We start from the raw sequence: 24,984 nt of genomic DNA, 5'->3' as shown, positions 1-24,984 counted from the left end.
GTTTTAACAAAATAAGCAGCGCCAGTTATTGCAAATAAATTTGCGATAACTGGCGCTGCTTATTTCTCTCGAAAAATCAAAACAAGCCAATCACTCAATTGCCAATTTTCTTGCTATTAAGTTTTTGACCTAGTTTATCTAATTCATTACCGGCAAAGGTCTGATTTGTTTCAATGGGTGGTTTTCCCGTTGCATTATACGTGTCGGTAACGTCGTATGTATTTACGCTAAAATTAGCCGTAACAGCCGACGTTAACTGTCCATTCATCCGAATTAAACCCTGGGTTGGGTTGGCCGGGTCGCGCATATACATCGACGATTCGTCACCGGCCGAACCATACTTGTTGATCCATTCGCAGAGCGTACCGGCATCAATAGCCCAGGTCTTTTGGCCGTTCACCGGTGAGGCGAAATTAGCCGTAGCCTTACCCGTTATGATGATGTCGGCGTGGTAGGGCGCCTTGAGGTCGGTCTTATCGCAGGTGAGCACCACCTGATACACCTTGCCCGCTGGCACGTCGGTTGGCACTGACTGCGAAAACTGCTTTGTCTCGGCCTTCGACTCGGTTTTTGTATCGCTCCAACTGTACGAATACTCGGTACTCACCTGCGTAGACACCTCAAGACCAACCCCCATAAATTTGCCGGAAGCCTTAATGGTCACGCTGAGGCCCTGTTTCAGGGCGTTAGTGGTGGTGTGCGAGGTGGTGGCCGTGTCGGTGGTAGAGTAGGTCAGCGTCACGGTCTGCTTGGGTGTTAGCCCGTTACGGTTATCGACGGTGGCCGTAGCGGCGGCCAGTTTACGCGGGGTCAGCACCACTTCGTTGGGCAAAAATACCAATGCAGAGGCCAGCGCATCGGCCAGATTGCCATACAGGCCGCCATTGTTGCTTGGTCCGTTAGTGAACCATTGGCCATCGGCGGGGTCTTTTTCGGTGTTCAGCTCCTGTTGAAACGCATCGACAATAATGGCCCCTACAATATGCTTGTCCAGAAATTTTAAGCTCATGGGAGTATGTGGTTAGCGGGTTGCCTAAATGCCTCACAGGCAGCCTATTGAGCAGCCCGTGAGCTATTTAGGCAACAGCGTCGGTCAGCGAATATCAATCAGCCCCAGGTCGTTGTTGAGGGTAGTGCCGCTGATGTTGTAGCTAGCCACCGACACGTTTCCTTTCTCGAAAAGAAAGGCGCGTTTTGCCTCGTTGTCGGTGCCCCACACCACAAACACGTGCATGTATACCATAGAGCCGTCGGGCACACCCATATCGCCGGGGTCATAGGTCCGCTCGAACCCCAGCGTGAGGTCTCCGCTCTGATTGGTGAGTTTTTTCTCGCCGTTGTCATCCAGGTAGCTAAACTGTACACGAGCTACAAAACCGCCTGAATTTTTCAGGCTCATTTTTCCAATTTTTTGCAGTGGCATAATCGTGAATGATTAATTGGTTGAAAATAATTTATACCAGTACAGAGTAAGTTTTTAACTTCTCTGACACCAGTTTAATTGGTTTGACGGCTGCAAGCTGGAAAAGATAATTTACTATTAATTAAAGAGTTACCAGACGGTAACAGTAATCTGTCAGTTATATATTTAAATAATAGCATGTTATTATTTTTAAGATTTACCAGCCGGTATGTTTAATTTATTGGTGGGTATCATGTTCGCAAAATGAACTTTATTTTGTAACTCTTATCAATCTTTCAAATTAGTTATATCGGCTACTATTAATTTTTCGCGTCAGCCGGTTGTGAACGAGAAATCGTTGACCGTAGCCGCTTCAGAAGCCGTGGCCGTCCCGCCAACAAGCACCGGACGAATGGCACGATACCCCCCTCAAGTTGCCACGTATGCCCCCCTTCTGGCCCGGCAAAAGGCCGTATTTTTAATTCGTTAACCAACCACTAAACAACAAAGACTATGACACAGATCAGCGCGTACCTGCACTTCAACGGCAACTGCCGCGAGGCCATGACCTTCTACCAGCAATGCCTCGGCGGCGAGTTGACGTTACTAGCCGTTGGCGAATCGCCCATGGCCGAGCACTTCCCGGCCTACATGAGCGAGCATATCATGCACGCCGACCTGAAGCTTGACGGGGCCGTGCTGATGGCGTCTGATTTAGCGCTTGACGAGGCCATTGGTCACGCCGTTTCCATGATGATCGAATGCGATAGCGAGGCCGACGTCCACGAAAAATTTGCCCGCCTGGCCGAAGGGGGCGAGGTACTGCACCCACTGGAACATACTTTTTGGGGTAGCACTTTCGGCGACCTCACCGATCAGTTCGGTTTCCACTGGTACCTGAATTTTAGCCATCCGAAGTCAGCACAACCAACTGATTATCAAACCAATAACCAATTCGTCTTATCATGAAAAAGACCAACATCATCTACTGGATTGCCACCGGCTTGTTTGCCTTCTTTATGTTTGGCTCGGCCATCCCCGACATCCTGGTTATGCCCGACGCCGTGCAGGGATTCAAAGACATTGGCATGCCAGCCTACCTCATACCGCTGGTGGGCTGGGCCAAGCTGTTTGGGGTCATCGGCATTCTGCTACCTGGCTACCCCCGCCTCCGCGAATGGGCCTACGCCGGCCTCATCATCGACGTGCTAGGGGCGATCTATTCCATTGCCATGAGTGGGAAGCCGCCCGTTATGTGGGCACCCATTTTCATAATCCCGCTGGTTGGGTTTATCTCCTACGCCTATGCCCACAAACGGGCGCAAGCACAGTCTACAAACCGCAGCGTCGTTCGCCCAGAAACAGCCGTAGCTGGTCGCTAGTGCTAATCTGAAAGGCCTCAAACGCGCAATGCCCGGCTTCGGAAGAAGCCGGGCATTGCGCGTTTGGTATGGGTGGTGGAATGGTGGGTTTAGTCTCTTTACTGTATTTTTGAGGTAGTCCAATAGCCTGCGTCTGGGTCGTGAGCACGACTAACTTGTAACAACCTGTCAATGAGTATCAATATTCTTCAGTACGAATCCAAAGTGTGGGCTACAGCCGATCTGCTGATCGGGGCCGGTATCAAGCAGAGTGATTTCCCGAAATACATGATGCCGTTTTTCGCGCTCATCATGGTTGAGAGCCGACTAATTCGGGAGGCAACCGAATTAAAAAAAGACTTCGAGGATGATGTTGACTCCTTCATCGAAGAATTCATTGAATCAGGTATTGGCTACAATGACTACGTAATCCGGCAGGGGAAGACGCTGGCAGACATTTGCAAGAACGACAAGTCATTCGACACGGATTTTCACGCCTACTTAAAATCGTTTGATCTGCAAACACGAAGTTTGTTTGGTGTTGACAGAGGCACCGAAGAAGAGAAATTTCTTGACATCTCCGGCGTGAGCGGGCAACTAAAGAAAAAGCGAGTCCTATTTGATACAGTCAAAAAATGGAGCGAGATAGACCTGACGCCCTTCAACAACTCCGAGATCACCACCCTCGAAGAACACATTAAGCGGAAGTGGGCCGATATCTCTGCTGAAACGGCTGGAGAACAATACACGCCCGACGACATTATTGCGCTGATTGCCGAACTCATTGCCGATAAACTACCGCCCGACAACGACCGCTTCCTAACTATTTACGACCCTACCTGCGGCGGGGGCAACCTGCTGTTTGGCGTTGAAGATCAAATTAAAACCCGTACCGACCGACCCACCAAAACCTACGGCGAAGACTGGAGCGATTCGCTCTATGCCCTCGCCAAGATTGAAAGCCGGTTTCGGACTGATTCAGATATCCGGTATGGCAACACGCTGACCAACCTCTCGTTTAGCGACAAACAGTTTGACGTAGTGGTGGCGAACCCACCCTACGGCGTAGACTGGAAGGGCTACAAGGCTGACATTGAGAACGATCAGACGCAACGATTTCACGATTACCCCTCTATTTCTGACGGGCAGTTTCTGTTTACCCAGCATATCCTCTCACAACTGGACGGCGACGGGCTGGGTGTGGTGGTGCATAACGGCTCTACGCTCTTTAGCGGCGACGCGGGCAGCGGCGAAAGCAATATTCGCAAGTGGATGCTGGACAATGACTGGGTAGAGGCCATCATCCAGTTGCCGACCGACGAGTTTTTCAACACCGGCATCTATACGTACCTGTGGGTGTTTAATAAACGAAAACCCGCCGACCGGACCGACCACCTGATGCTCATCAACGCCAGCGAACTGTTTCGGCCATTGAAGAAAAGCAAAGGAAAAAAGCGTAGGGAGATGGACCCGCCAAATCGGGCCATCATTGTGCAAACCCTGGCCGATTTCAAGGACACAGACATAGCACGGGTGTTTCCGAAATGGCATTTCTACTACAACCGGCAGGCGATTATCCTGACCAACGTAGACGATGAGGGCCGCTCGTTTGAGGCGCAGTTGCCCGTTAAGAAAGACTTGCTGGGCCACGAAACCCGCGCCAAATCACGCCGATTAACACCAACCTGGATTCGTCAAACCGACGAGTCGGGCAACGAAACGAGTATTATCGACACGTTCCGCATCACAACGGTTGATAAGAGCCAATATGATTCGCTCAACGACTACTTTCTGGAGGTTATCAGCCCGATGGTTGGCAAACTCGACTACCGGGAGGGAAACCTGCACGTTGGCACCGCCACGGGTACGTATTGGTACGATACCGACCGCGAAACGCTGATGGAGGAAAGCCCCGATGGACAGCAAAAGGCCCTCGGTTGTGGGCGAATCGTGATTAAAAGCGCGTATAAAAAGCTTGGTAAGAAAAGCCCGGCCACTATAGAGATCACGGTTGAGCTGACGCCCGACTACCAGAAAGACTATGAGGTGGTAGCCTATGACCCCCACCCGGTGCAAAATCAGCAACTCATCGACGCCTTCATGGCTCGCTATGTAACGCGGCCCTTCCGGTATGTAGAAAACATGGTGGGCGTAGAGCTTAATTTCAACAAGGTATTTTACCAGCCCGAAACCCTGCGCCCCATCGGCGAGATTCTGAACGACCTGGCCACCCTCAACGCCGAACTGAGCGCCCTGGAAAACGATCTCATCTAATCAAATTTCGATGCAATCGACTGATTCTATAGCGTTGGCGGCTCTTTTTGAGCAGATAAAAAAACTGATCGACCAATCGCGCAGGCAAGTAGCCGTTTCTGTCAATACAGAACTGACCCTGCTCTACTGGCAGGTTGGGCAAATCATTAACCTGAATTTGCTGGAGAACAAGCGGGCAGCGTATGGCCAACAAGTAATTAGTGGACTGGCCGACCAACTAACCCAGGCTATCGGAAAGGGATGGGGAGCCAGGCATCTGAGAACCTGTATGCAACTGGCCGGCGTGTTTCCTGACCGCTCAATTGTGCATACGCTGTGTGCACAATTGAGCTGGAGCCATTTCAGGCTATTGCTCCCGGTTAACGAACCACTCAAACGCGAGTTCTACAGTCAGTTGGCACGTACCCACCGCTGGAGTGTGCGGGAGTTGCAACAACAAATGGATGGGATGCTCTATGAGCGAACGGCCATTAGCCGTCAGCCAGATCTGATTATCAGTCAGGCCTTGACCCAACTTGAACAAACCGACCTCTTAAGCCCCGACCTGGTGTTTAAAGACACCTATGTACTCGATTTTTTAGGTCTCGCCTCAGGTACGTATACCGAGGCCTCGCTGGAACAGGCCATTGTGGGGCGGGTACAGGAATTTATTATGGAGATGGGCAACGGGTTCGCCTTTCTGGAACGCCAAAAACGCATCTCGGTCGATGATACCGATTACTACGTAGACCTGTTGTTCTACCACCGCAAGCTACGCCGGTTGGTGGCCATAGACCTTAAACTGGGTAAGTTTCGGCCCGAATACAAGGGACAAATGGACCTCTACCTGCGGTGGTTGCAACGCCATGAAATGCAGCCCGGCGAGTTGCCCCCGGTGGGCCTCTTACTGTGTAGTGAAGGCAACACCGAACATATTGAGCTGCTGATGCTCGACCAGCCCGACATACGGGTGGCGCAGTACCTTACCGAGCTACCCCCCAAAGAGTGGTTTATCGATAAACTGCACCGGGCCATTGCCATTGCCCGCCAGCAAACACAACCCAATAACCAGCCATGACCTTTACCCCTTACGATAACTATAAAGACTCCGGCATGGACTGGCTGGGCAACGTACCTGCCCACTGGAAGATGAATAGAGTAAAAAATGTGGGCAATGTTAATGCTAGGGTAGGTTGGAAAGCTCTCAAAGCTTCTGAGTATGTAGACTCCGGTTATTTTTTCTTGGCAACCCCAAACATTAAGGGCAGAAAAATAGACTATGATAATGTGAATTATATTACGCATGATCGATTTATAGAATCTCCTGAAATTATACTTCAAGAAAATGATATTTTATTGGCGAAAGACGGCTCCACACTTGGGATAGTTAACATAGTCAAGCATATGCCAGGACCTGGGACCGTAAACAGTTCTATAGCTGTGATGAGGTTTAACAAGACGTTGGATAATAATTATATTTATTATCAGATAGCTTCGGAATACATTCAGAACATCATAAAACTCAAAAAAGACGGTCAGGGAGTTCCTCATTTGTTTCAGCGAGATATTAATAACTTCCTGTTGGTAGTGCCCCCTCTCGCCGAACAAGCCGCCATTGCCAATTACCTCGACTGGCAAACGGCGGCAATTGACAAGAAAACGGCTTTGCTTCAACATAAAATAGCAACCTATCTAGCTCTACGTAAAGCGGTTATCAACGAAACCGTTTGCCGAGGACTGGACAAATCCGCTCCGTTGAAAGATTCTGGTATCGAGTGGATTGGGCAGATTCCGACGCATTGGGATGTGAAGCGAATTAAAGATGTATGTGCTATTAACCCAAGTACTTCCAAGGTATGGCCAACTGATAGCAGTAATAAGGTTGAATTCTTACCAATGACTAATATTGATGAAAAATTTGGCACAATAAAATCGTATGGCTTTGAAGATTACAACAATGTAAATCAAGGTTATACTGCCTTTAGAAACGGAGATATACTTTTTGCTAAAATTACACCCTGTATGGAAAATGGAAACTGCGTTATTGTGGAAGGTCTTAAGAATGATTTAGGATTTGGAAGTACCGAGTTTATAGTTTTCAGGGTTTTGAAGAAATATCTCAATACAAGGTATTTACACCTCTTCTTAAGGAATGAGCGATTTCTTAGGAAAGCAGAGAATTTTATGGTTGGCACAGCAGGTCAAAAAAGAATATCCACTTCATTTTTACAGGTTCATCCTGTTGCATTTCCACCCCTTGAAGAGCAAATCGCCATTGCCACGTACCTGGACCAGAAAACGCAGGCGATTGATGCGGCAGTAGCCAACCTCAACGCGCAACTCAGCACGCTGGCCGAATTGCGCAAAACGCTCATCAACGAGGTCGTGACGGGACAGATTCGGGTGGCTATGCAGGGAAGTTAGGGCCAGGTTTGTTTAGCCCTCTATCTTGACGCTTATTTGACAGTTACTTGATGGATTGGTAGTTCTAACCTGTAACTGATTGACAGTCACCAAACTCTTATTTGATGGTTATTTGATAGTATGAACGAACTCGACCTTCAGGAAAAGTACCTTATCCAATTCTTGTGTCAGCGGCCCGACGGGTTGGGCTACCACGAGGTAAAAGCCAACACGGTATCGGCCAGTTTCTTTGTGGTGGAAGACCTCGCCAATTTCCTGCGCGACACTACCATCAACCGTGACAATTACCGCAAGCTGTTACCCAAGTTTGGGAGCGAAAAGGCCCTGCTCGCGGCCTTTATGACCTTTCTGAGCACCCGTATTGCCGAGTCGGCCAACATGGCCGTGTTTTTCAATAACAACAGGTCGGTCACGTTCGAGGGCATCAAATTCCATCTGTTTTATACCAGTGGCACCGAAACCCACGAAGACAGCCTATTTGATGAAAACCTGTTTGCCGTGGTGCAGGAACTGCCCTACAGCCAGAAGCACGAGGGAAAGATGCGGTTCTCGTTCCGCCCCGATCTCACGTTTTTCCTGAACGGTATTTATTTGGGATACAGCGAGTTAAAAAGTAATTATTCCAATCAGAATGCCCGTGACCACGGTCGGCGGAAAGTGGCCCGCGACTACGGGCAGGCCGTGCAGTCGTACCTGGAACTGGCCCACGGGAACGACGCCGCACAAAGCCTGCGCCGCGATTTTCTGAAGGTGTTTGAGAAAGCCATTCACATCACGGCCACCGACGTGCAGGACACCTATGTGACGCGTAGTCTGGCCGGTCAGTTCGATGAACTCCGGGCTACTCTCGCCAACGGAACGTATGATATTGACACCTACCAGAAGCGGGTAATGGCCGACTTCAAGCCTTACCCACTTCGGCGACCGGACTCCAGCCGTACCGAGCGTTTTGAAGAGGTATTTCGTGCGCTGTACGACAAGCGCATGATCGAGAAGGAGATCTTGTATTACAACTTCATCGAGCGCGAGTTGGTGAAGCCGGAAGGCAGTAATCAGAAAGAGTACAAGCATTCGGACGGGCGGTTGATTAGCCCCCGGCCCAAGCAAAAGTTTGGGGCCGACAAAATTCTAAGTCGGATCGATGAGTTACTCACGCACGAAGCCGAGCCAGATTATCTGATCAACAAGCTCCGGCAGGAACTCGTCAATCTGGGTGTTGGCGACGTACAGATTCAGGAGTTGATAGCCCGGCGACAGAAATTCCAGAACAACAGAACCGTGTATTCCCTACTGTTACAATACGCGGCGGGCTTTGGCAAGAGCAATATAATTGGTTGGACGGCCCTGCAACTCAAAGACTTACGCCGCGACCGTGAATACGTCTATGATAAGGTAATGTTGGTAGTAGACCGGCTACAACTGCGCGATCAGCTCGATACCAAGATGCACAATATGAACATCCAGAAGAGCATGTTTGTGGAAGCAACGAACAAGGCCACTTTTCTGGACGCACTGAGCGGAGCCAAACGCATTGTGGTAGTCAACCTGCAAAAGTTTGGCGGAGTGGCCGATGCGCTCACGCCCGACGTGGTAGCCAGATTGGCCACGCTAAGAGTAGCCTTTCTGATCGACGAGATTCACCGGAGCAACGCGGGCGAGATGCACGAACGAATGATGAACATCTTTGATGAGTTGCAGACCGTGTTCGATGGGAACGATACCTACTTGAAACAGCACACCAAAAAGAACCTGATCATTGGCTTCACAGCCACCCCCAGCGACCACACGTTAGCCCGCTTCGGCGAATTTGCCAAGTATGCCGAAAACCAGCCAATATGGGTACCGTTTGACAGCTATACCATGCGGGAAGCCATTGAAGACGGCTACATTCTGAACCCGCTAAAGGGCTTGGTGCCAGTATCGGCCAAGATGTATTTCGAGCTACCCGACAACGTTTTGGCAGGTTTTGAAGGAGACACTGGCTACGCCGCCCAGGAAATTCCCGACAACACCGACACGGGCGTTGGCGCAGACGGAAAGAAATACTCGATCCGTAAAAAGCTGATTTACGAAAATGAAGACCGGATAAAGGCAATTGCACATTTCGTAACTGAGCGACTGGTTACCAGCGTTTATCACAGTATTCGCGGCACGGGGAAAGCCATGTTGGCAGTTTCATCCATCCGGGCCGCTATTCGGTACAAGCAGTTGATCGATAAGTTTTATGCAGAAGCAGTCCAGCAGAAAAAGTACGAACGTTTCAAAGATGCTCCGATATATATTGTTTACAGTTCAAGCGGGCAAACGCACCCGGCATCGAATTCACTAAATGATGGTTTGCCAGAGGAGATCGTATTGCAGAACTTTGCAATTAAAAAGAATGGATTGCTAATCGTTGTTGATAAATTACAGACAGGGTTTGATGAACCTAAATTGCAGACGTTATTTCTAGATAAAGAAATAGAAGGGATCAACGCTATTCAGACAATATCGCGCGTTAATCGAACTACGAAATATAAAAACGACTGCAAGATTGTTGATTTCTCGTATAAGAATGTCAACGTGCGTAATATTCAAAACGCATTCGCTCATTTTAGTAATGTTGTCGTCAGTGATTTTGATCCATTAGGAAACGAAGAAAAACTGGCAGTCTATTATGCAGATCTTCAGCAGCATGTGCTTTTTGTGAACCACTTCGATGCTTTTGTTCGGTATGAATGTGGAGACAAAGACATCAGCATTATTTTGGCATTGGAAGACGCCATCGCCGATTATATCAGACAACAGCCCAAAGAAGCGGCTGACCTAAAAGGCCGCCTAAATCATTATTTCCGCATCCTTAACCTCATTGAAACCATCATTCTGGTAGAGCCTAAATTTGTTGAAGAACATTTTTTGGCCTTCTGGAGACGTTACAATAACGAATACAACAACATCCATCCACGTAAGGAACTGGTTGATGACGTGGATATTTACTTTGATAACAAGATTGGTATTGTTGTACCAAAAGATTATGAAGAAAAGCTCAGGCAGAAGCCGCCAGTAGTAGGAGAGCCAAAGAGTGGATATAGTTCTGGGAAATATACCTTCAGTATCTCAGATGTGATTGCTAAACGGAATCAGGAAGAAGAGGCTATTGAGGAGTTGATTCATGACTTTGAAGCCAAAGTTGAGCTATTTTTCTCTTACGTACGTTCTGACGAGGCCGGACGGCGAGTAATGGCTAAAATGCGAGATAGTGGAACTGCTTTTGATGTTGAAGAAATCTACGATGATTTTTCCAAACTGTATCGTAAATTCATTCGTCGTAATAAAGAGTTAGGAGAATTTTTTATCCGTGAAACACAGGATATTGTCAATCAACTTTGCGACGATTTCGAGCGTACACTGAGCTTACCTACTATCTAAAAAATACTACAAATTAAAGAAGGTAATTCTGAAGAAAAAGTACTTTTTCTTCAGAATTACCTTCTTTAATTTGTGTTTTCTCGACGAAAATCTACTCCACTCCCTAATTCTCTTCTGATACGCCCCGACCGTAGGAGCCAATCTGATTACCGAAAAATAACGCGTTGAGAAACAGCTTGTTGGTGCCGTACCAGAATGCGCGGAAGTTGGGGTTGTCGGCCATGGCAATCACCTTGCCCGCGCCGAAATTGTTGACAATGATGGCGGGCGTGTCGCGGATGAAGCGTTCGTTGGGGGCCGCCACGTAGCCGCTGATGAGGGGCTTGGGCGTGTACCAGAGTGGCGCGCCGAAGGGGTCTTTACCCTTTTCCAGAAACACGTTATTGTCTTTAAACACCGACAGCATCTCGTCTTTATAGCCGTAGAGCAGCGGGTGCGTCAGGTCGGCTCTGGTCTGGAAAATGGTGCCGCTGATAGCCTTCGCGCCTGTGTAGCGTTCATAGTCGGCGTAGGGGCGGGTGCCCACGGTGTCGGCGGGAACGCGGCGGAGTTTGGCCGTCGAAAGGCGGTTGTCGCTGGCCCATTTCACGGCGTCGGTCATGGTAACGAGAGTGCCGCCGTTTTGCACCCACTGCCTGATTTTGTCGGTGGGCAGGTTGCCGTAGTCGCCGCTAACCAGGATCAGCACATTGTATTTATCCAGATTCACACGCCCCATCTGCGCCATATCCACGGTCGATAACGGAATATTCACCCGCGTATCGAGCAGGTGCCAGATCTCGCCCGCGTCGGTGCTGTTTACGCCGGTGCCCACCACCAGCAGCGGCTTTGGTTGGCGCATATTCTTGAAATTGTCGCTGCCCAGGTCAATACCCTCCGGCGTCATGCCCGACCCGGCGGCGTAAAAATCGACCCCGTCGCGCTCAGCCAGGGTAGTCAGCAGGGTGCGTAGCTGCGCTGGGTCCTGCCCGTTGGCAATAACCTGCACGGTGCCATAATCGAATTTCGTGGGGTTATTTTGGCCCGGCAACTGCGCTGCAAATTGCTGGCTGGCCGATTTTAGGCGGTAGCCTTTGCGCATGAGTTCACCCGCAGCGCGGGGGGCAAAGTAGCTATCCCAAGTGAATAGGTAGGCGTAGTTGCTGCTGCCCGTCACCTGTCCCTTCGGAAACGCGTTGGCATCTACTCTTGCGCCCAAGGCCACGGGTGCCTTCACTTCGGCATAGGGCATGTTGAAACAGTGCGGCATAGACCAGGCCGAAATGTCGTAGAAGAGGCTGTCCTGAAACGTGGTCCTCTTCTCGAACATTCCCCGGATGAGGCGGTGCTGCGGCTGACTCAGCGGCACGACGTAAGCGTTGCCTCTTGTGTAGGTTTTACCATCAACTGCCTCATCCTTAGCTAATTCATACACCGTTACCTGATTCCGGCGCAGGATATTCACCATCTCCCAGGTCCGTACCCGGTCGTTCGAGCCGCCAAAAACGTATGCTTTTACGGCATCCTGATTGACCTCTTTGAAATGGTCGCGCTGGAAATTGAGCAGGTCTGTGCGCATGGCTCGCGCCGCCCGCAGGGTTGAGAGCGTGGCCGTAAACTGGTTGCGAATCGTGAACGGAAACGTAAGCAGGCCGTTGCTGCTTTCCTGGGCGTGCCCCCGCGAACTAGCCTGCTCGAACAGAATGCCCACCGCGCCGTTCACGTCGGGGTAGGTAGAGCCTTTGCCGTAATAAAAATCGTCGTAGCTCTCCTGCGTGTAATAAGCCGACCCGATGGCCTGCAACCCCTCGGCCTGAAACTGCCCAAAGCGCGTGGTGAGGTCGATGTTGCGTTTGGGCGTGAGCGGATGCACGCGGGTGGGTACGCCGGGCTGGAAAAAGAATGTACCGTTGGTGCCCATCTCGTGGTGGTCGGTGAGTAGGTTAGGCTTCCATTCGTGGAATTTCACCATTCGGCCCTGACTCTCGGGGTGTTGTTGGTAGAGGTAGTCGCGGTTCAGGTCGAACCAGTAGTGGTTGGTACGTCCACCCGGCCACGCCTCGCTAAACTCGCGGCTGCTGGGATCGGTCACCAGGTTCTGGCTCCGGTGCGTATTGACCCAACTGGCAAAGCGGTTGCCGCCGTCGGGGTTGATGCACGGGTCGAACAGGATAATGCTTTCGTTCAGCAGCGAGTCGATAGCCGGTCCTTGTGCAGCGGCCAGGTAATATGCCGCCAGCAAGGCCGCATTGGTGCCGCTGGCTTCGTTGCCGTGTACCGAATAGCTCATCCAGACCACGGCGGGCATTTTCGTCACGTCCATCGAACCCGACCGCGTTGGGTCAGTCAGGGCCACATGTTCGGCCTTTAGACGGTCAATGTTCTGCTGGTTTTGCGGCGACGATATGGTGAGCAGCAACAGGGGCCGTTTCTCGTGCGTACGGCCATATTCCACCAGCGTAATCCGGTCCGAGAGTTCGTCAAGCCGCCGCATGTAGCCCACAAGCTGGTCGTGCGAGACGTGCCATTCGCCCACTTGGTAGCCCAGATGCTGCCGGGGTGTGGGAATGGCGGCATTGAATTGGACTGTCTGAGGCAGGTAATAACTATCGGCCACCTGCGCCGAGGCCGTAAACGAAGCGAACAAGGTAAGCAGCCGTAGTAACGAGCAGAATCTCATAGCGTATTGGTTTGTGCGCTACGAAGATGCAGAAAAAGGGGCTTGCTGGCAGAATTGAGGCCTACTTACAGCACTAATGTCGCCGGATTCATATACCCATCCTGTTCGGCATAATCACCCACATAGCCCAGCATATTACTGAGCAGCTGCGTCTTGCCTATCTGGAAGGGCGGGCGATTGCCGTGACTATGACCGTAAAGCCAATAATCGGGTTGAGCGTCCCAGATCAGATCGTCGAGGTCATTGGCGAAGCCCTGTTGCAGCGAACTGCCTTTGTGTCGTGGATGGACACACTGCAACGAGGGCAGGTGGTGCGTGGCCACCACGGTGGGGCCGTCGTGAGGTTTAGCCAGTTCAGTGCGTAGAAAAGCCAGCGACGGGCGGTGCAGTTCGCGGGTATACACGGCAGGTGTAATGCGCTTTCCTCGGTAGGTAATCACTTGAAAATCAAGCATTCCAAAACCAACGGCGCGTTCGTTCAGTTGGTCTATTTCGGTCCAGAGGGTGCTCAACAGCAACCGGGCCGGGCCGTGGGTAATGGCTACGTTGTTGACCAGCCAGACATTTTTGTGCAGTTCCTCGCGCAGGGGTGCGTCGAGGAGGCTGGCGTCGCGGCTGTTGTAAAACTCATGGTTGCCGGGAAACCAATACACCTGCGCAAACTGCGTGGACAGTTTTTTGAAGAAATCCTTCTCCAGTTTCCGCGTCGTGGCGTAGCTCAGGCTGGTAATGTCACCACCCAAAATCAACACGTCCCCGGCGGGTATGATCGGGTTGTCCTGAATGTATAGGGCATTGCTCTTCATCTCCAGATGAAGATCGGAAACGTATTGAATGGTCAAATTGGGTTCAACGTTTAGACCTCATCTAAGCCCTTTTCAGCTTGGCTTCGATGGTTTGCTGCGTGTGGGGCACGGCGCGGAGGCGTTCTTTGGGGATCAGCTTACCTGAGTCGATGCAGATGCCGTAGGTACCGTTTTTGATGCGTACCAGAGCCAGCTCTAATTGGTTAGTAAACTTTTGCAGGCGGGCGGCCAACTGACTCAGGTTCTCGCGTTCGCTGGTGTCGGCACCATCTTCCAGCAGTTTCGAATTGCCCGATGTGTTATCGGTGCCGCTGTCGTTGCGCTTGCTTAGGGCCTCTTTAATGTAGTTCAGTTCGCTACGGGTGGCTTCAAGCTTCTGCGAGATCAGCACCTCAAATTCTTTTAAGTCGTCTTCCGAATAACGCTTTTTCTCTTCCTGAAGCATGGTCTGGTATTGATTGAGGTTGGTTAGCCTGTTACAGTATGGTACAACAAAAATACAAACCGAATCGCTATCGCCCAATACAGCTCAGCCACAGGCTCTTTTTGGACAAAATTTATTTAACCGCCTATATGCTTATTAACGAACCAAAATTTTGACATAAGCGCCCTTACCTACGTTCTATATGGCCTATCCACTAAAATAGCGTAGAATCTATGTCGCTATTTTTTTACACGATTCTCAGATAAAATAGGCTTTTATCTTTATCCGTTAGATGTGTGTTATGTTTGCGCACTTCAGCAGCAAACTCTCCTGCATCTGACACTTTATTATGGCAATGGCATACATTGAACCAGCTCCTATAAAAGACAAAGAGAACCCGCTCCAATCGATGATGTCGCGCTTCGACGCCGCCGCCAAACTGGTAGGCATCACCGATGAGATGTACGATATTTTGAAAGTACCCGCCCGGCAAGTGATTGTAGGCCTGCCTGTCACGATGGACAACGGCTCGATCCGGGTCTTTGAAGGGTATCGCGTAATCCATTCCAACATCCTGGGTCCATCTAAAGGCGGCATCCGCCTCGACCCCGCCGTACACCTCGATGAGGTGCGCGCGCTAGCGGCCTGGATGACCTGGAAATGCGCCGTCGTTGATATTCCCTATGGCGGTGCCAAGGGCGGTATTGCCTGCAACCCCCGCGAGATGTCGGCGGGCGAAATTGAACGGCTCATTCGCGCCTACACCGTGCAGATGCTCGACGTGTTTGGCCCCGACCGCGACATTCCGGCCCCCGACATGGGCACTGGCCCGCGCGAAATGGCCTGGATCGTTGATGAATATTCAAAAGCGAAAGGCATGACTGTCAACGGCGTAGTAACCGGCAAACCCCTGGTACTGGGTGGTTCACTAGGTCGTACAGAGGCTACGGGCCGGGGCGTGACCGTGGCCGCCTTGAGCGCCATGGACAAACTCCGCATGAACCCCTACCGGACCTCTGCCGCCGTGCAGGGCTTTGGCAACGTAGGCTCGTTTGCCGCCGAACTCCTCCACGAGCGGGGCGTTACGGTCAACGCCGTCAGCGATATTTCGGGGGGATATTATAACGACCGGGGTATCGATATTACGGCGGCGCTCAACTACCGTAATGCTAACAAAGGCACGCTGGAGGGCTTTACGGGTGCCGAAAAGATCACCAATGAAGAACTACTGGCCCTGGCCGTGGACGTGTTGGTGCCTGCCGCTAAAGAAGACGTTATCACCGACGAAAACGCCCACACAATCCAGGCCAAGATGATTGTGGAGGGTGCCAATGGCCCCACCTCGGCTTCTGCCGACGAAGTCATCAACAGCAAGGGTATCATGGTCGTCCCCGACATTCTGGCCAACGCCGGGGGAGTAACGGTATCGTATTTCGAGTGGGTACAAAACCGTATCGGCTACAAATGGACGCTGGACCGGGTAAACCGCCGCGCTGACCGCGTGATGAAAGACGCCTTCGACCGGGTGTTCGAGACATCGCAGAAACACAAAGTGCCCATGCGCCTGGCGGCCTACATTGTGGCCATCGAAAAAGTAGCCAGCACGTATAAATTCCGGGGTGGGTATTAAGGACAACGTTTTGGACAGGATTACGGGATTAGCAGGATTTCTTCTCTCTATTTAGAGAAAACAAGAAAATCCTGCTAATCCCGTAATCCTGTCCAAAATTTGTCTTGTTTGCTTGTTCTGCACCCGCTTACCGACGAAGACATGTTAGTGTCGCGGGTATTTCCTGATTTCACCGTCGATCTGGCCGCCGTGTTTCAGGATTAACCTTTACGGGCCACAACGCGTTTTGTGTGAGAGCCGACGCTGTCGGCGAAGCTGGCACGGCTGAATTTGGCCGCAGGCAGGGTTGTTCCTCCTCTATTCTGCCTTAGTTTTGTCGTTTCAATCCCTTACTAACTATGCGCCTACACCGCGAAGGAACTACAATAATGCTGGGTACAGGACTGGCTTTGCTGGCCCTGAATGGACTTGCCTATTACTTTCTGTTCCGTGAAAACAGCACCGCCATGTGGTTACTGGCTATCGTTAGTATAGCCCTGTTCATCCTGGTCGTGCAGTTTTTCCGCATTCCGGCCCGGGCGCTAACCCTGCATGAAAAGCAGGTCATTGCCCCCGCCGACGGCACTGTGGTGGTGATTGAAGAGACCGAAGAAGGCGAATATTTTAAAGACAAGCGTCGGCAGGTGTCCATCTTCATGTCGCCGCTGAACGTGCACGTCAACCGAAACCCACTGTCGGGTGTGGTGAGTTACTTCCGGTATTACCCGGGCAAATACCTGGTAGCCTGGCACCCAAAATCGAGTACCGACAATGAGCGGACTACGGTGGTGATCCAGCAACCTAACGGCGTGGAAGTGCTGATGCGGCAGATTGCCGGCGCGCTGGCCCGCCGCATTGTGTGGTACGTGAAAGAGGGCGAAAGCGTGAAGCAAACCGACGAGATGGGCTTCATCAAATTCGGCTCACGCGTAGACCTATACCTCCCCCTTGATGCCAAGATAAATGTGAAAATGGGTGAGAAAACCAAGGGTGGCGTAACCGTGGTGGCCGAGTTGGCCTAATACTGAAACCCAAATCATTTCCTGAACGACTGGTCGAAAGCCAGTCGTTTTTTTATGCAATTTTGTGTTCAAATTAACCTATACTGACCTTGATACGTCGTTTACTACTCTTCGTTACTACCCTTATTCTCAGCGCCTCTACTCTTCGGGCGCAGCAGGTTATGCTTCAGGGGTTCTACTGGGATTTTCCCAAACCACCGCAAGGTCGAATCTGGGCCGACACGCTCCGACTGAAAGCCGCTGCTCTGGCGCAGGCCGGTTTTACGCACATATGGTATCCGCCCTTTGCCGGCAACGGTGCCCGCTCTGGTGGCTACGACCCGCGTGACCTATACATCGGCCCCGACAATACCGTAACCTCGGCCGGTACTAAGCTGCAACTGAAGGCGATGGTCGATGAGATGGCTACGCGGGGCATTACGCCCGTGGCTGATATGGTCTACAACCACCGCGACGGGGGTGCCCCCGAAAGCAACCCGGCGGTGAAAGACTACATGACCACCTTCGCCAGCGGCAATAACCCTTCCTGTGGCTTCAAACGGCCATTTCCGTCTGACCGGGTGCAACTGGTGATGCCTATTGGTGGTAGCACGGGCCTGGGAGTGGGTACGTACACAATCCGAATGCGGTCGAAGGGAAGCATCTTCAACGGAGCGCAATACATGTTCTACGTCACGACCAATGTAGTTGGCGGGTCGCGGTGGAGTCCGGTAAATCCCGCCGTGGTTGATTTGACGACTGATCCGGCTAACCCCTATAGCGTTGAACTGGGCCGGAATTACCTGACCAAGATCAACAGCGACGGCGACGTTGACGACTACACCTTTACGCTCAGCGCCAGTCAGTTTACGGTGGGTGGCGACCGGCTTTTTATCCAGGCCATCAACTACAACTCGGAATACTCCGACCACCTGCCCATCAGCATCACCTACGACGCCGACGGGGCCGGACCTATTGCACCCGTTGAAACCGCCAACTACCTAGACCCATTCGGCACAGGCTACAAGCTTGACTTTCAGACTTATACCGATTTTTCGGCTATGCCCAGCGGACAGGGATCATTGCACTGGGATGGCTTCCGACCCAATTTCGATGGTAGCAGTCAGGCGGGCTGGTCGCAGACAACGTGTCTGGGGCCGGAGTATTCCATGCAGAGCCTGGACTATTTCTATGACTACGACCACAACCGCCCCAACACCCGCAGCACGCTGGTAGACTGGACCGAGTGGACCTATGATTACCTGCAATCGCACGGCCTGCGCTGCGACGCGGTGAAGCATTTCGAGCCGGAGTTTATGGCTCATATGATTCAGCAGATGATTGCGCGGGGCAAAACGCCGAACCTGGTGGTAGGCGAATGGTACGGCGAAAACCTCGACGAGCTAAAGGGCTGGGTCGATGCCGTGCAGAGCAGCCTGAGCAGCAAGGGCGTGAGCGGGTTCAACGTGAAAGTGTTCGATTTCTCCCTGCGGGCGGCCCTCAAAGGTGCACTAGACCGGAGTGAATCGCCCCGGCAGGTGATTTTTACGGGCCTGAAAAATGGCAAAGGCGTGAGTGGGTTCAACATCGTCACATTTTTGAACAACCACGATTTCCGCGAAGAAACCAACCGCGCGCAGAACAACGCCCTGGCCAACAAAAACCGGAACCTGGCCTATGCTTACTTACTGACAAACAATCAGTTAGGCATTCCACTGGTGTTTTATCCCGATTATTACGGCTACCCGGCCCAAAACACGGTCTATAATGGTGAGACGGTGGGCTTTGGCTGGCACCCCGACAATGCCACCGACCGGGCGGGTCATCAGGCCGAAATAGACCGGCTCATAAAAGTGCTGAAAACGTACATCAACGGGTCGCAGAGTGTGGCGTACCTGAACCACTATGGCGGGCTAAATAACGGCCCTGGCGCACCCAACAACTTCATCAACGGATCGGACTATACGAAACTGCTGCTCTACCAACTCAACGCCACAGGCAGCGCGGGGGGCAAAGACGTGATTGTGGCCATCAATTTCGGCACCACCCGGATGCAGGTAGACCACGCCATTGCTATTCAGAACGGCATCACCACCGGCACCACGTTCACCGATATTCTGGGCAACTCGGCTTTCCCCACGGCAGTGGTCGATGGGCAGAGCCGCATCTATATCGACCTGCCAGCCAAAAGCTATTCGGTATGGGTGCGCGGCACCAATCCGCTGATTGCGCTGCCCGTAACGCTGGTGAGTTTCCGGGCCAAAGGCGGGCCTGACCGGGTGCAGCTAAGCTGGCGGGCTGCTGCTGAAAAAGACCTCAGCAGCTATACCGTGCAACGCGCTGCCGACGGTCGCAATTTCAACGACCGGGCCGTTATCCAGCCCACCGGCACCACCACCGGCCCCGCCGACTACGCCGTGAACGATACCGAGCTACCCTCCGCCGGTACACTCTATTACCGCCTGAAAATGACCGACCGCGATGGCAGCGTGGCCTTTTCCAAAACCGAAGCCGTCACGATAGACCCCCGCGGCCTGTACATAAGTGTGTCGCCCAACCCCACCCACGGCACCATCCACGCCGAACTCACCAGCCCCGACGATGACCTGCCTGTCTTGCTTACGCTGACCGACGCCAGCGGCCGGGCCGTACGCACCATCAGTCGCAGCCTGCGCAAGGGTGTCAACGCTATTGAGCTAGACGTACCCCACCTACCTATCGGCAGCTACACATTGCAGGCTACCGACGGGGCGCGGAAGGCAACGGAGCGGGTGCTGGTGGAATAAATGGCGAAAGAGTGAATGGTGACGGTCCGGCACTCCGGCTGACCGGTCCGCCGGTGCGGCAAGGATTTGCGATACAGCAAACACTCTTTCGCTTTCCGGGACGCCGGACCGTCACCATTCACTCTTTCACTAGTCGAATCGCGCAGCCGCCGCCTTTGGCGAGGTGAATTTTTAGTACGTCTTTGGCCGTAACGGTCTTTTTTTCAATCACATACGATTCGGGGTTGGTGTCCCAGTCGGCGGTGGGGGCGTCGCGGTAGATCGTGGCTTCGTAAGTGGCGTTTTGGTCAAGAAACGCAAGCGGTAAAGTCAGGTCGCGGGCGTTCTCGTCGGTGATGGCCCCGGCAAACCAATTGTTGGTGCCTTTGCCTTTGCGGGCCATCAGGATATAGTCGCCGGGTTCGGCGGCGATGACTTTTGTGTCGTCCCAGTCAACGGGCACGTCGCGGATGAACTGGAAGGCGTCGAGGTGCTGCTCATAGTTTTCGGGCAGGTCGGCGGCCATTTGCAGGGGGCTGTAGATGGTGACGTAGAGCGCCAGCTGCTTCGCCAGCGTAGTCCGTACCCGCGTAGTCCGGCTGTTGTCGAACTGATTAAGGCGCATGTGAAACAGGCCGGGCGTGAAGTCCATGGGGCCACCCAGCATCCGGGTGAAGGGCAAAATTGTGGTGTGTTCGGGCGTGATACCCAGCGTGGGGGCGTTGTTGAATTCGCTGCCTCGCGCCGCCTCACTCGCCATCCAGTTGGGGTAGGTCCGGTGCCTGCCCGTGGGTCGCGACGACTCGTGCGAATCGACCATGAGTTTGTACTGCGCCGCTTTTTGGGCCACCCGCTCAAAGTGATTCACCATCCACTGCCCGTCGTGGTGTTCGCCGCGCGGAATAATCCGGCCTACATAGCCCGTTTTCACGGTGTTGATTTTCTCCTTCACCATAAAGCTAAAGGCGGCGTCCATCCGGCGTTCGTAGTTCGTGACTGACCCCGACGTTTCGTGGTGCATAATGAGCCGCACTCCTTTTTTCTGGGCGTAGTCCGTCAGCGCGTCAATGTCATAGTCGGGGTAGGGCGTTACAAAGTCGAACACCTCTTCTTTCCAGTTGCCGAACCAGTCTTCCCAACCCACGTTCCAGCCTTCTACCAGCACCCCGTCGAAGCCGTATTTGGCGGCGAAGTCGATGTATTTTTTCACGTTCTGGGTGTTGGCCCCGTGTTTGCCGCCCGTGAGTTGCCAGGTGGCCTTGTTCACGTGCATTTCCCACCACATACCCACAAATTTCTGCGGCTTTATCCACGACGGGTCCGCAATGGCCAGCGGTTCGTTGAGGTTCAGGATCATTTTCGAAGTCAGCAAATCTATTGCTTTGTCGCTCACCAACATCGTGCGCCAAGGCGTATTGGCCGGCGTTTGCAGGTAGGCTTTGTTGCCCACGGCATCGGGCACGAGCTGACTGGTGAGCGTCAGGGTTTTCTTGTCGAGTTGCAGATGCATGACCGGATAATTGACCACAGCAGCCTCGAACAAGCTGATATACAAGCCACTGCCCGTTTTCATCAATAGCGGCGACTGCACCGCATTGGGGCCAATCACTGTTTTCAGGGCAATGTCTTTTTCTTTGACTGCTGCCGCTACGGCGTTTACGGCGGTTAGTTTGGTAGCGTTATACAGGTACTCATTGGAATCATAATCGCCGGGAATCCAGAACGTCTGGTGGTCGGCGGTGAGCCTGAATTGGGTGCGCTCGTCGGCCACAACAACGTGGTTGAGAGCGCCCTGTTTTGGAAATTCATAACGGAAACCCAGGCCGTCGTCATACACCCGAAAACGCACCCGCATCACGATGCCCGACTTGCCCTTATCCCGCAATGTCAGTATCAGTTCGGTGTACTGGTTTCGGATCTGACTCACCTCGCCCCAAACCGGTTTCCAAGTCTCGTCGGTGCGCGACGAATCAACAGCCGTAACGGTAAACTGGGTAAGCAAAACAGCGGGCTTACTCAACACAAACCCCAACCCCGACGGCGCAATCACGGGCTTGCCTTTGTAGCTAACGGCATACTGCATACCACCACCGGGCAGATGCTGAACCGTGAGGCCAATGGCGTTATTGGGCGACTGAATACGCAGAAGCCGTTGAGTAAACGCACTCAGTGAAGAAAAATTGAGCAATAGAAAGAGTAAGAACAAACGAATCATAAATGCGCTGATTACTAGACGATTAACAGATATTATAGACTTATTCTGTTACGAAAGATAAGGTGCAGTTGTTTTTATGCAACAACTATTTGTTACTGTTCTCGTCATTTTTTTGAATCGTGAACAAAAGGGTAATCCTGTCGAGTTGTAAGATGGTAAACACTGTTGACTATATGTCGACTGTGTGCTGTTACCAACGCCACGTTATGAAAAATGTATGGTTATTAATCTGCTGGCTCCTCTGCGGGCTGGTGGGCAGGTCATTTGCACAAAAAGCGCCCGAAGTAATAACGAAACAGGCTTATCTGGCCGACTGCATCCAGTATGCGCTGGGCAACCAGCCCGTGGTGCGGCAGTCGGCTATTGATCAGGAAATTGCCGACCGCAACATCCGGGCGGCGTTGGCAGGCTGGTTACCGCAACTCAACGCGGGCTACAACCTGATCCACTTCCTGAAGCTGCCCGTCACCCTTATTCCCGATGCCACCACGGGCGAGCGCCGGGCGGTGCCGCTTGGGGCATCCAACACGTCGACGGCCTCACTGTCGGTAACGCAGAGCATTTTCAGCCGCGACCTGCTGCTTGCCAACCGTACGGCAGATGCCTACCGCACCCAGGCTAGCCAGGTAACGAGCAGTAATAAGATTGAAGTAGTTGTCAACGTCAGCAAGGCATTTTATGATGTCATCCTTACCCAGCGACAGGTCGACGTGCTGGCCGAAGATATTGTGCGGCAGGAGCGTAGCTTTCAGGATGCCACCAACCAATATCAGAGTGGCATTGTGGACAGGACCGACCCACAACGGGCTAAAATTGCCTTGAATAACACCCGCGCCCAGCGCAAGCAATATCAGGATTTGGTAGGTGCTAAATACCAGACACTCAAACAGTTGATGGGTTACCCGCCCAATGCATCGCTCAACCTGACCTACGACACCCTGCAACTGACCAACGAAGCCCGGCTGGATACCACGCTGCTGGTTGATCCCCGTAACCGTATTGAATACCAGTTGTTGCAAACTCAGGGACGGCTGCTTGACGCGAACTTACGCTACGCCCGCTGGGCCTACCTGCCCACCGTAAACGCCTACGGCAACTACAATATCCTGTATCAGAACAACATATTCCCGCAATTGTATGGGCAGAGCTATCCCAACTCGCTGGTGGGGCTGGCTGTTGCCTTGCCCATTTTTCAGGGTGGTCGCCGGATTCAGCAAACGCGCATTGCCGAGCTACAGGTGAAGCGATTGCAGTGGGATATTTCCGCTCTGAACAGTGCCGTCGACGCGGAGTATGCACAGGCGCTGGCGGCTTATAAAGGCAATCTGGCCAACTATCAGGCCCTTCAGGAAAACCTGACGCTGGCGCAGGACGTATACCGCATTATCAATCTCCAATACCGGTCGGGCATAAAAACATACCTCGACGTGACCATTGCCGAGTCTGACCTGCGCACGGCCCGGTTCAACCTGTTTGCATCACTCAACCAGTTGCTTGTCAGCAAGTTGGACGTGGAGCGTGCCCTGGGTGTTATTCGATTCTAATACGTTATGAAACCATATACACTTCTCGTCGGCCTGGTGCTGCTCTCGGCCTGTGGCGGCAAAAAAGACGAGCAAAAGCAGCAGGCTCCCCCGCCTACCCCCGTAACGGCCGTGAAGGTAACAAAGGGCAATGCCACGTATTACGATGCCTTCCCGGCCACGGTAACGGCCCTGCTCGACGTGGAGATTCAGCCGCAGGTAGCGGGCAACATCACCGGCATTTTCTTTCAGGATGGGCAGCGCGTGAAAAAAGGGCAAAAGCTCTATACCATTGATGCTCAGCAATATAAGGCCGGGGTCGATCAGGCTATTGCGAACCTGAACGTGCAGAAAGCTAACCTCAACCGCGCCCAGAAAGACGCCGACCGCTACAATACCCTGGCTAAGCAGGACGCCATTGCCCGGCAGGTGGTCGACAACGCCACGGCCACGCTGGAGTCGGCGCAGATGCAGGTACAGGCGGCGCAGGCCAACATCCGGGCGGTGAGCACCAATCTGAAATACACCACCATCTACGCCCCCCTCGACGGCACCATCGGCATCTCGCAGGTACGGTTGGGGGCGGCGGTAGCACCGGGCTCTCCCCCGCTCAATACCGTCTCGGCCGACAACCCCATTGCGGTTGATATCCAGGTCGATGAGTCGGGCGTTGCGCGGTTTGTGACCCTGCAAAACAAGAAGAACGCGGCGCAAGATTCTACGTTCACGCTGATGATGGCCGACGGCACCCGCTACAAATACCCCGGTACACTCCGCATCATAGACCGGGCGGTTGACCCCCAAACGGGCACCCTTCGCGTCAGGATCGCTTTCCCCAACCCCGACCGGCTATTGAAAGTAGGCCAAAACGGTAACCTCCGCGTGAAAGCCAGCACCAACGCCCCGCAACTCATGATCCCCTACCAGGCCGTGACCGAGCAGATGAGCGAATACTTCGTGTTTGTGGTGGGCGACAGCAGCAAAGTGACGCAGAAGAAAGTAGTGCTCGGCCAGCGCATTAACGCCAATGTGGTTGTCAAAAGCGGCCTCAACGAAGGCGAGGTCGTCGTTACCGAAGGCACACAGAAAATCAAAGAAGGAGGCCGGGTGAAGGCAACTATTAAATGAAGGAGG

Annotated in this window: 17 protein-coding genes; 11 read left to right on the top strand and 6 right to left on the bottom strand. The window is 52.6% G+C overall.

Annotation, left to right across the window (positions count from 1 at the left end; translation table 11 throughout):
• Positions 1 to 94: 94 nt before the first annotated feature.
• Together J2I48_RS14835 and J2I48_RS14830 are read right to left on the bottom strand one after the other, a co-directional pair.
• Complete coding sequence (locus tag J2I48_RS14835) at positions 95 to 1,009, bottom strand: ETX/MTX2 family pore-forming toxin (protein WP_207336252.1); 915 nt, start codon at positions 1,007 to 1,009, stop codon at positions 95 to 97.
• A gap of 84 nt (positions 1,010 to 1,093) precedes the next feature.
• A complete protein-coding gene (locus J2I48_RS14830) occupies positions 1,094 to 1,423 on the bottom strand; it encodes a hypothetical protein (RefSeq protein ID WP_207336251.1) in 330 nt (109 codons plus the stop codon).
• Positions 1,424 to 1,915: 492 nt separating this feature from the next.
• On the opposite strand from J2I48_RS14830, the gene J2I48_RS14825 reads away from it, so the two are divergent.
• The 6 genes from J2I48_RS14825 to J2I48_RS14800 all read left to right on the top strand — a co-directional run bounded on the left by J2I48_RS14825 (position 1,916) and on the right by J2I48_RS14800 (position 10,848).
• A complete protein-coding gene (locus J2I48_RS14825; protein WP_207336250.1) occupies positions 1,916 to 2,371 on the top strand; it encodes a VOC family protein in 456 nt (151 codons plus the stop codon).
• A complete protein-coding gene (locus tag J2I48_RS14820) occupies positions 2,368 to 2,784 on the top strand; it encodes a DoxX family protein (RefSeq protein ID WP_207336249.1) in 417 nt (138 codons plus the stop codon). Before J2I48_RS14825 ends, J2I48_RS14820 begins: the two co-directional genes overlap by 4 nt.
• 171 nt (positions 2,785 to 2,955) lie before the next feature.
• Complete coding sequence (locus J2I48_RS14815) at positions 2,956 to 5,037, top strand: HsdM family class I SAM-dependent methyltransferase (protein WP_207336248.1); 2,082 nt, start codon at positions 2,956 to 2,958, stop codon at positions 5,035 to 5,037.
• Between the two features lie 10 nt (positions 5,038 to 5,047).
• Entirely contained in the window at positions 5,048 to 6,094 is a 1,047-nt protein-coding gene (locus J2I48_RS14810; RefSeq protein WP_207336247.1) for a PDDEXK nuclease domain-containing protein, read from the top strand.
• A complete protein-coding gene (locus tag J2I48_RS14805; RefSeq protein WP_207336246.1) occupies positions 6,091 to 7,440 on the top strand; it encodes a restriction endonuclease subunit S in 1,350 nt (449 codons plus the stop codon). Before J2I48_RS14810 ends, J2I48_RS14805 begins: the two co-directional genes overlap by 4 nt.
• A 120-nt stretch (positions 7,441 to 7,560) precedes the next feature.
• Positions 7,561 to 10,848, top strand: a complete 3,288-nt coding sequence (locus tag J2I48_RS14800) for a type I restriction enzyme subunit R domain-containing protein (RefSeq protein WP_207336245.1) — start codon at positions 7,561 to 7,563, stop codon at positions 10,846 to 10,848.
• A gap of 103 nt (positions 10,849 to 10,951) precedes the next feature.
• On the opposite strand, the gene J2I48_RS14795 is transcribed toward J2I48_RS14800, so the two are convergent.
• The 3 genes from J2I48_RS14795 to J2I48_RS14785 form a co-directional block, all read right to left on the bottom strand.
• Positions 10,952 to 13,507 (bottom strand): M14 family zinc carboxypeptidase, encoded by a 2,556-nt coding sequence (locus J2I48_RS14795; protein WP_207336244.1) that lies wholly within the window; start codon positions 13,505 to 13,507, stop codon positions 10,952 to 10,954.
• A gap of 65 nt (positions 13,508 to 13,572) precedes the next feature.
• Complete coding sequence (locus J2I48_RS14790) at positions 13,573 to 14,349, bottom strand: metallophosphoesterase (protein WP_207336243.1); 777 nt, start codon at positions 14,347 to 14,349, stop codon at positions 13,573 to 13,575.
• A 25-nt stretch (positions 14,350 to 14,374) separates the two neighbouring features.
• On the bottom strand, positions 14,375 to 14,758 hold the full coding sequence (locus J2I48_RS14785; RefSeq protein ID WP_207336242.1) for a TraR/DksA family transcriptional regulator: 384 nt from the start codon (positions 14,756 to 14,758) through the stop codon (positions 14,375 to 14,377).
• Positions 14,759 to 15,092: 334 nt separating this feature from the next.
• On the opposite strand from J2I48_RS14785, the gene J2I48_RS14780 reads away from it, so the two are divergent.
• From J2I48_RS14780 to J2I48_RS14770, 3 genes are all read left to right on the top strand, one after another.
• Positions 15,093 to 16,367: a Glu/Leu/Phe/Val family dehydrogenase gene (locus J2I48_RS14780; protein WP_207336324.1), complete on the top strand. Its 1,275-nt coding sequence runs from the start codon at positions 15,093 to 15,095 to the stop codon at positions 16,365 to 16,367.
• A gap of 338 nt (positions 16,368 to 16,705) precedes the next feature.
• Entirely contained in the window at positions 16,706 to 17,368 is a 663-nt protein-coding gene (locus J2I48_RS14775) for a phosphatidylserine decarboxylase family protein (protein WP_207336241.1), read from the top strand.
• A gap of 89 nt (positions 17,369 to 17,457) precedes the next feature.
• On the top strand, positions 17,458 to 20,133 hold the full coding sequence (locus J2I48_RS14770) for a T9SS type A sorting domain-containing protein (RefSeq protein WP_207336240.1): 2,676 nt from the start codon (positions 17,458 to 17,460) through the stop codon (positions 20,131 to 20,133).
• Positions 20,134 to 20,251: 118 nt separating this feature from the next.
• Here the strand turns inward: J2I48_RS14770 and J2I48_RS14765 are convergent, their stop codons facing one another.
• Positions 20,252 to 22,327 (bottom strand): glycoside hydrolase family 97 protein, encoded by a 2,076-nt coding sequence (locus J2I48_RS14765; protein ID WP_207336239.1) that lies wholly within the window; start codon positions 22,325 to 22,327, stop codon positions 20,252 to 20,254.
• A 206-nt stretch (positions 22,328 to 22,533) separates the two neighbouring features.
• On the opposite strand from J2I48_RS14765, the gene J2I48_RS14760 reads away from it, so the two are divergent.
• Both J2I48_RS14760 and J2I48_RS14755 read left to right on the top strand, forming a co-directional pair.
• Positions 22,534 to 23,871, top strand: coding sequence for a TolC family protein (locus J2I48_RS14760; RefSeq protein ID WP_207336238.1), 1,338 nt, complete (start codon positions 22,534 to 22,536; stop codon positions 23,869 to 23,871).
• A gap of 6 nt (positions 23,872 to 23,877) precedes the next feature.
• Positions 23,878 to 24,978: an efflux RND transporter periplasmic adaptor subunit gene (locus J2I48_RS14755; protein WP_207336237.1), complete on the top strand. Its 1,101-nt coding sequence runs from the start codon at positions 23,878 to 23,880 to the stop codon at positions 24,976 to 24,978.
• The last annotated feature ends 6 nt before the right edge of the window (positions 24,979 to 24,984 follow it).

Origin of the sequence: Fibrella aquatilis, assembly GCF_017353255.1 — a bacterium.
Lineage (GTDB): Bacteria > Bacteroidota > Bacteroidia > Cytophagales > Spirosomataceae > Fibrella > Fibrella aquatilis.
Note: the sequence above shows the minus strand (reverse complement) of the source record. Positions and strands in the feature narration are given on the sequence as shown.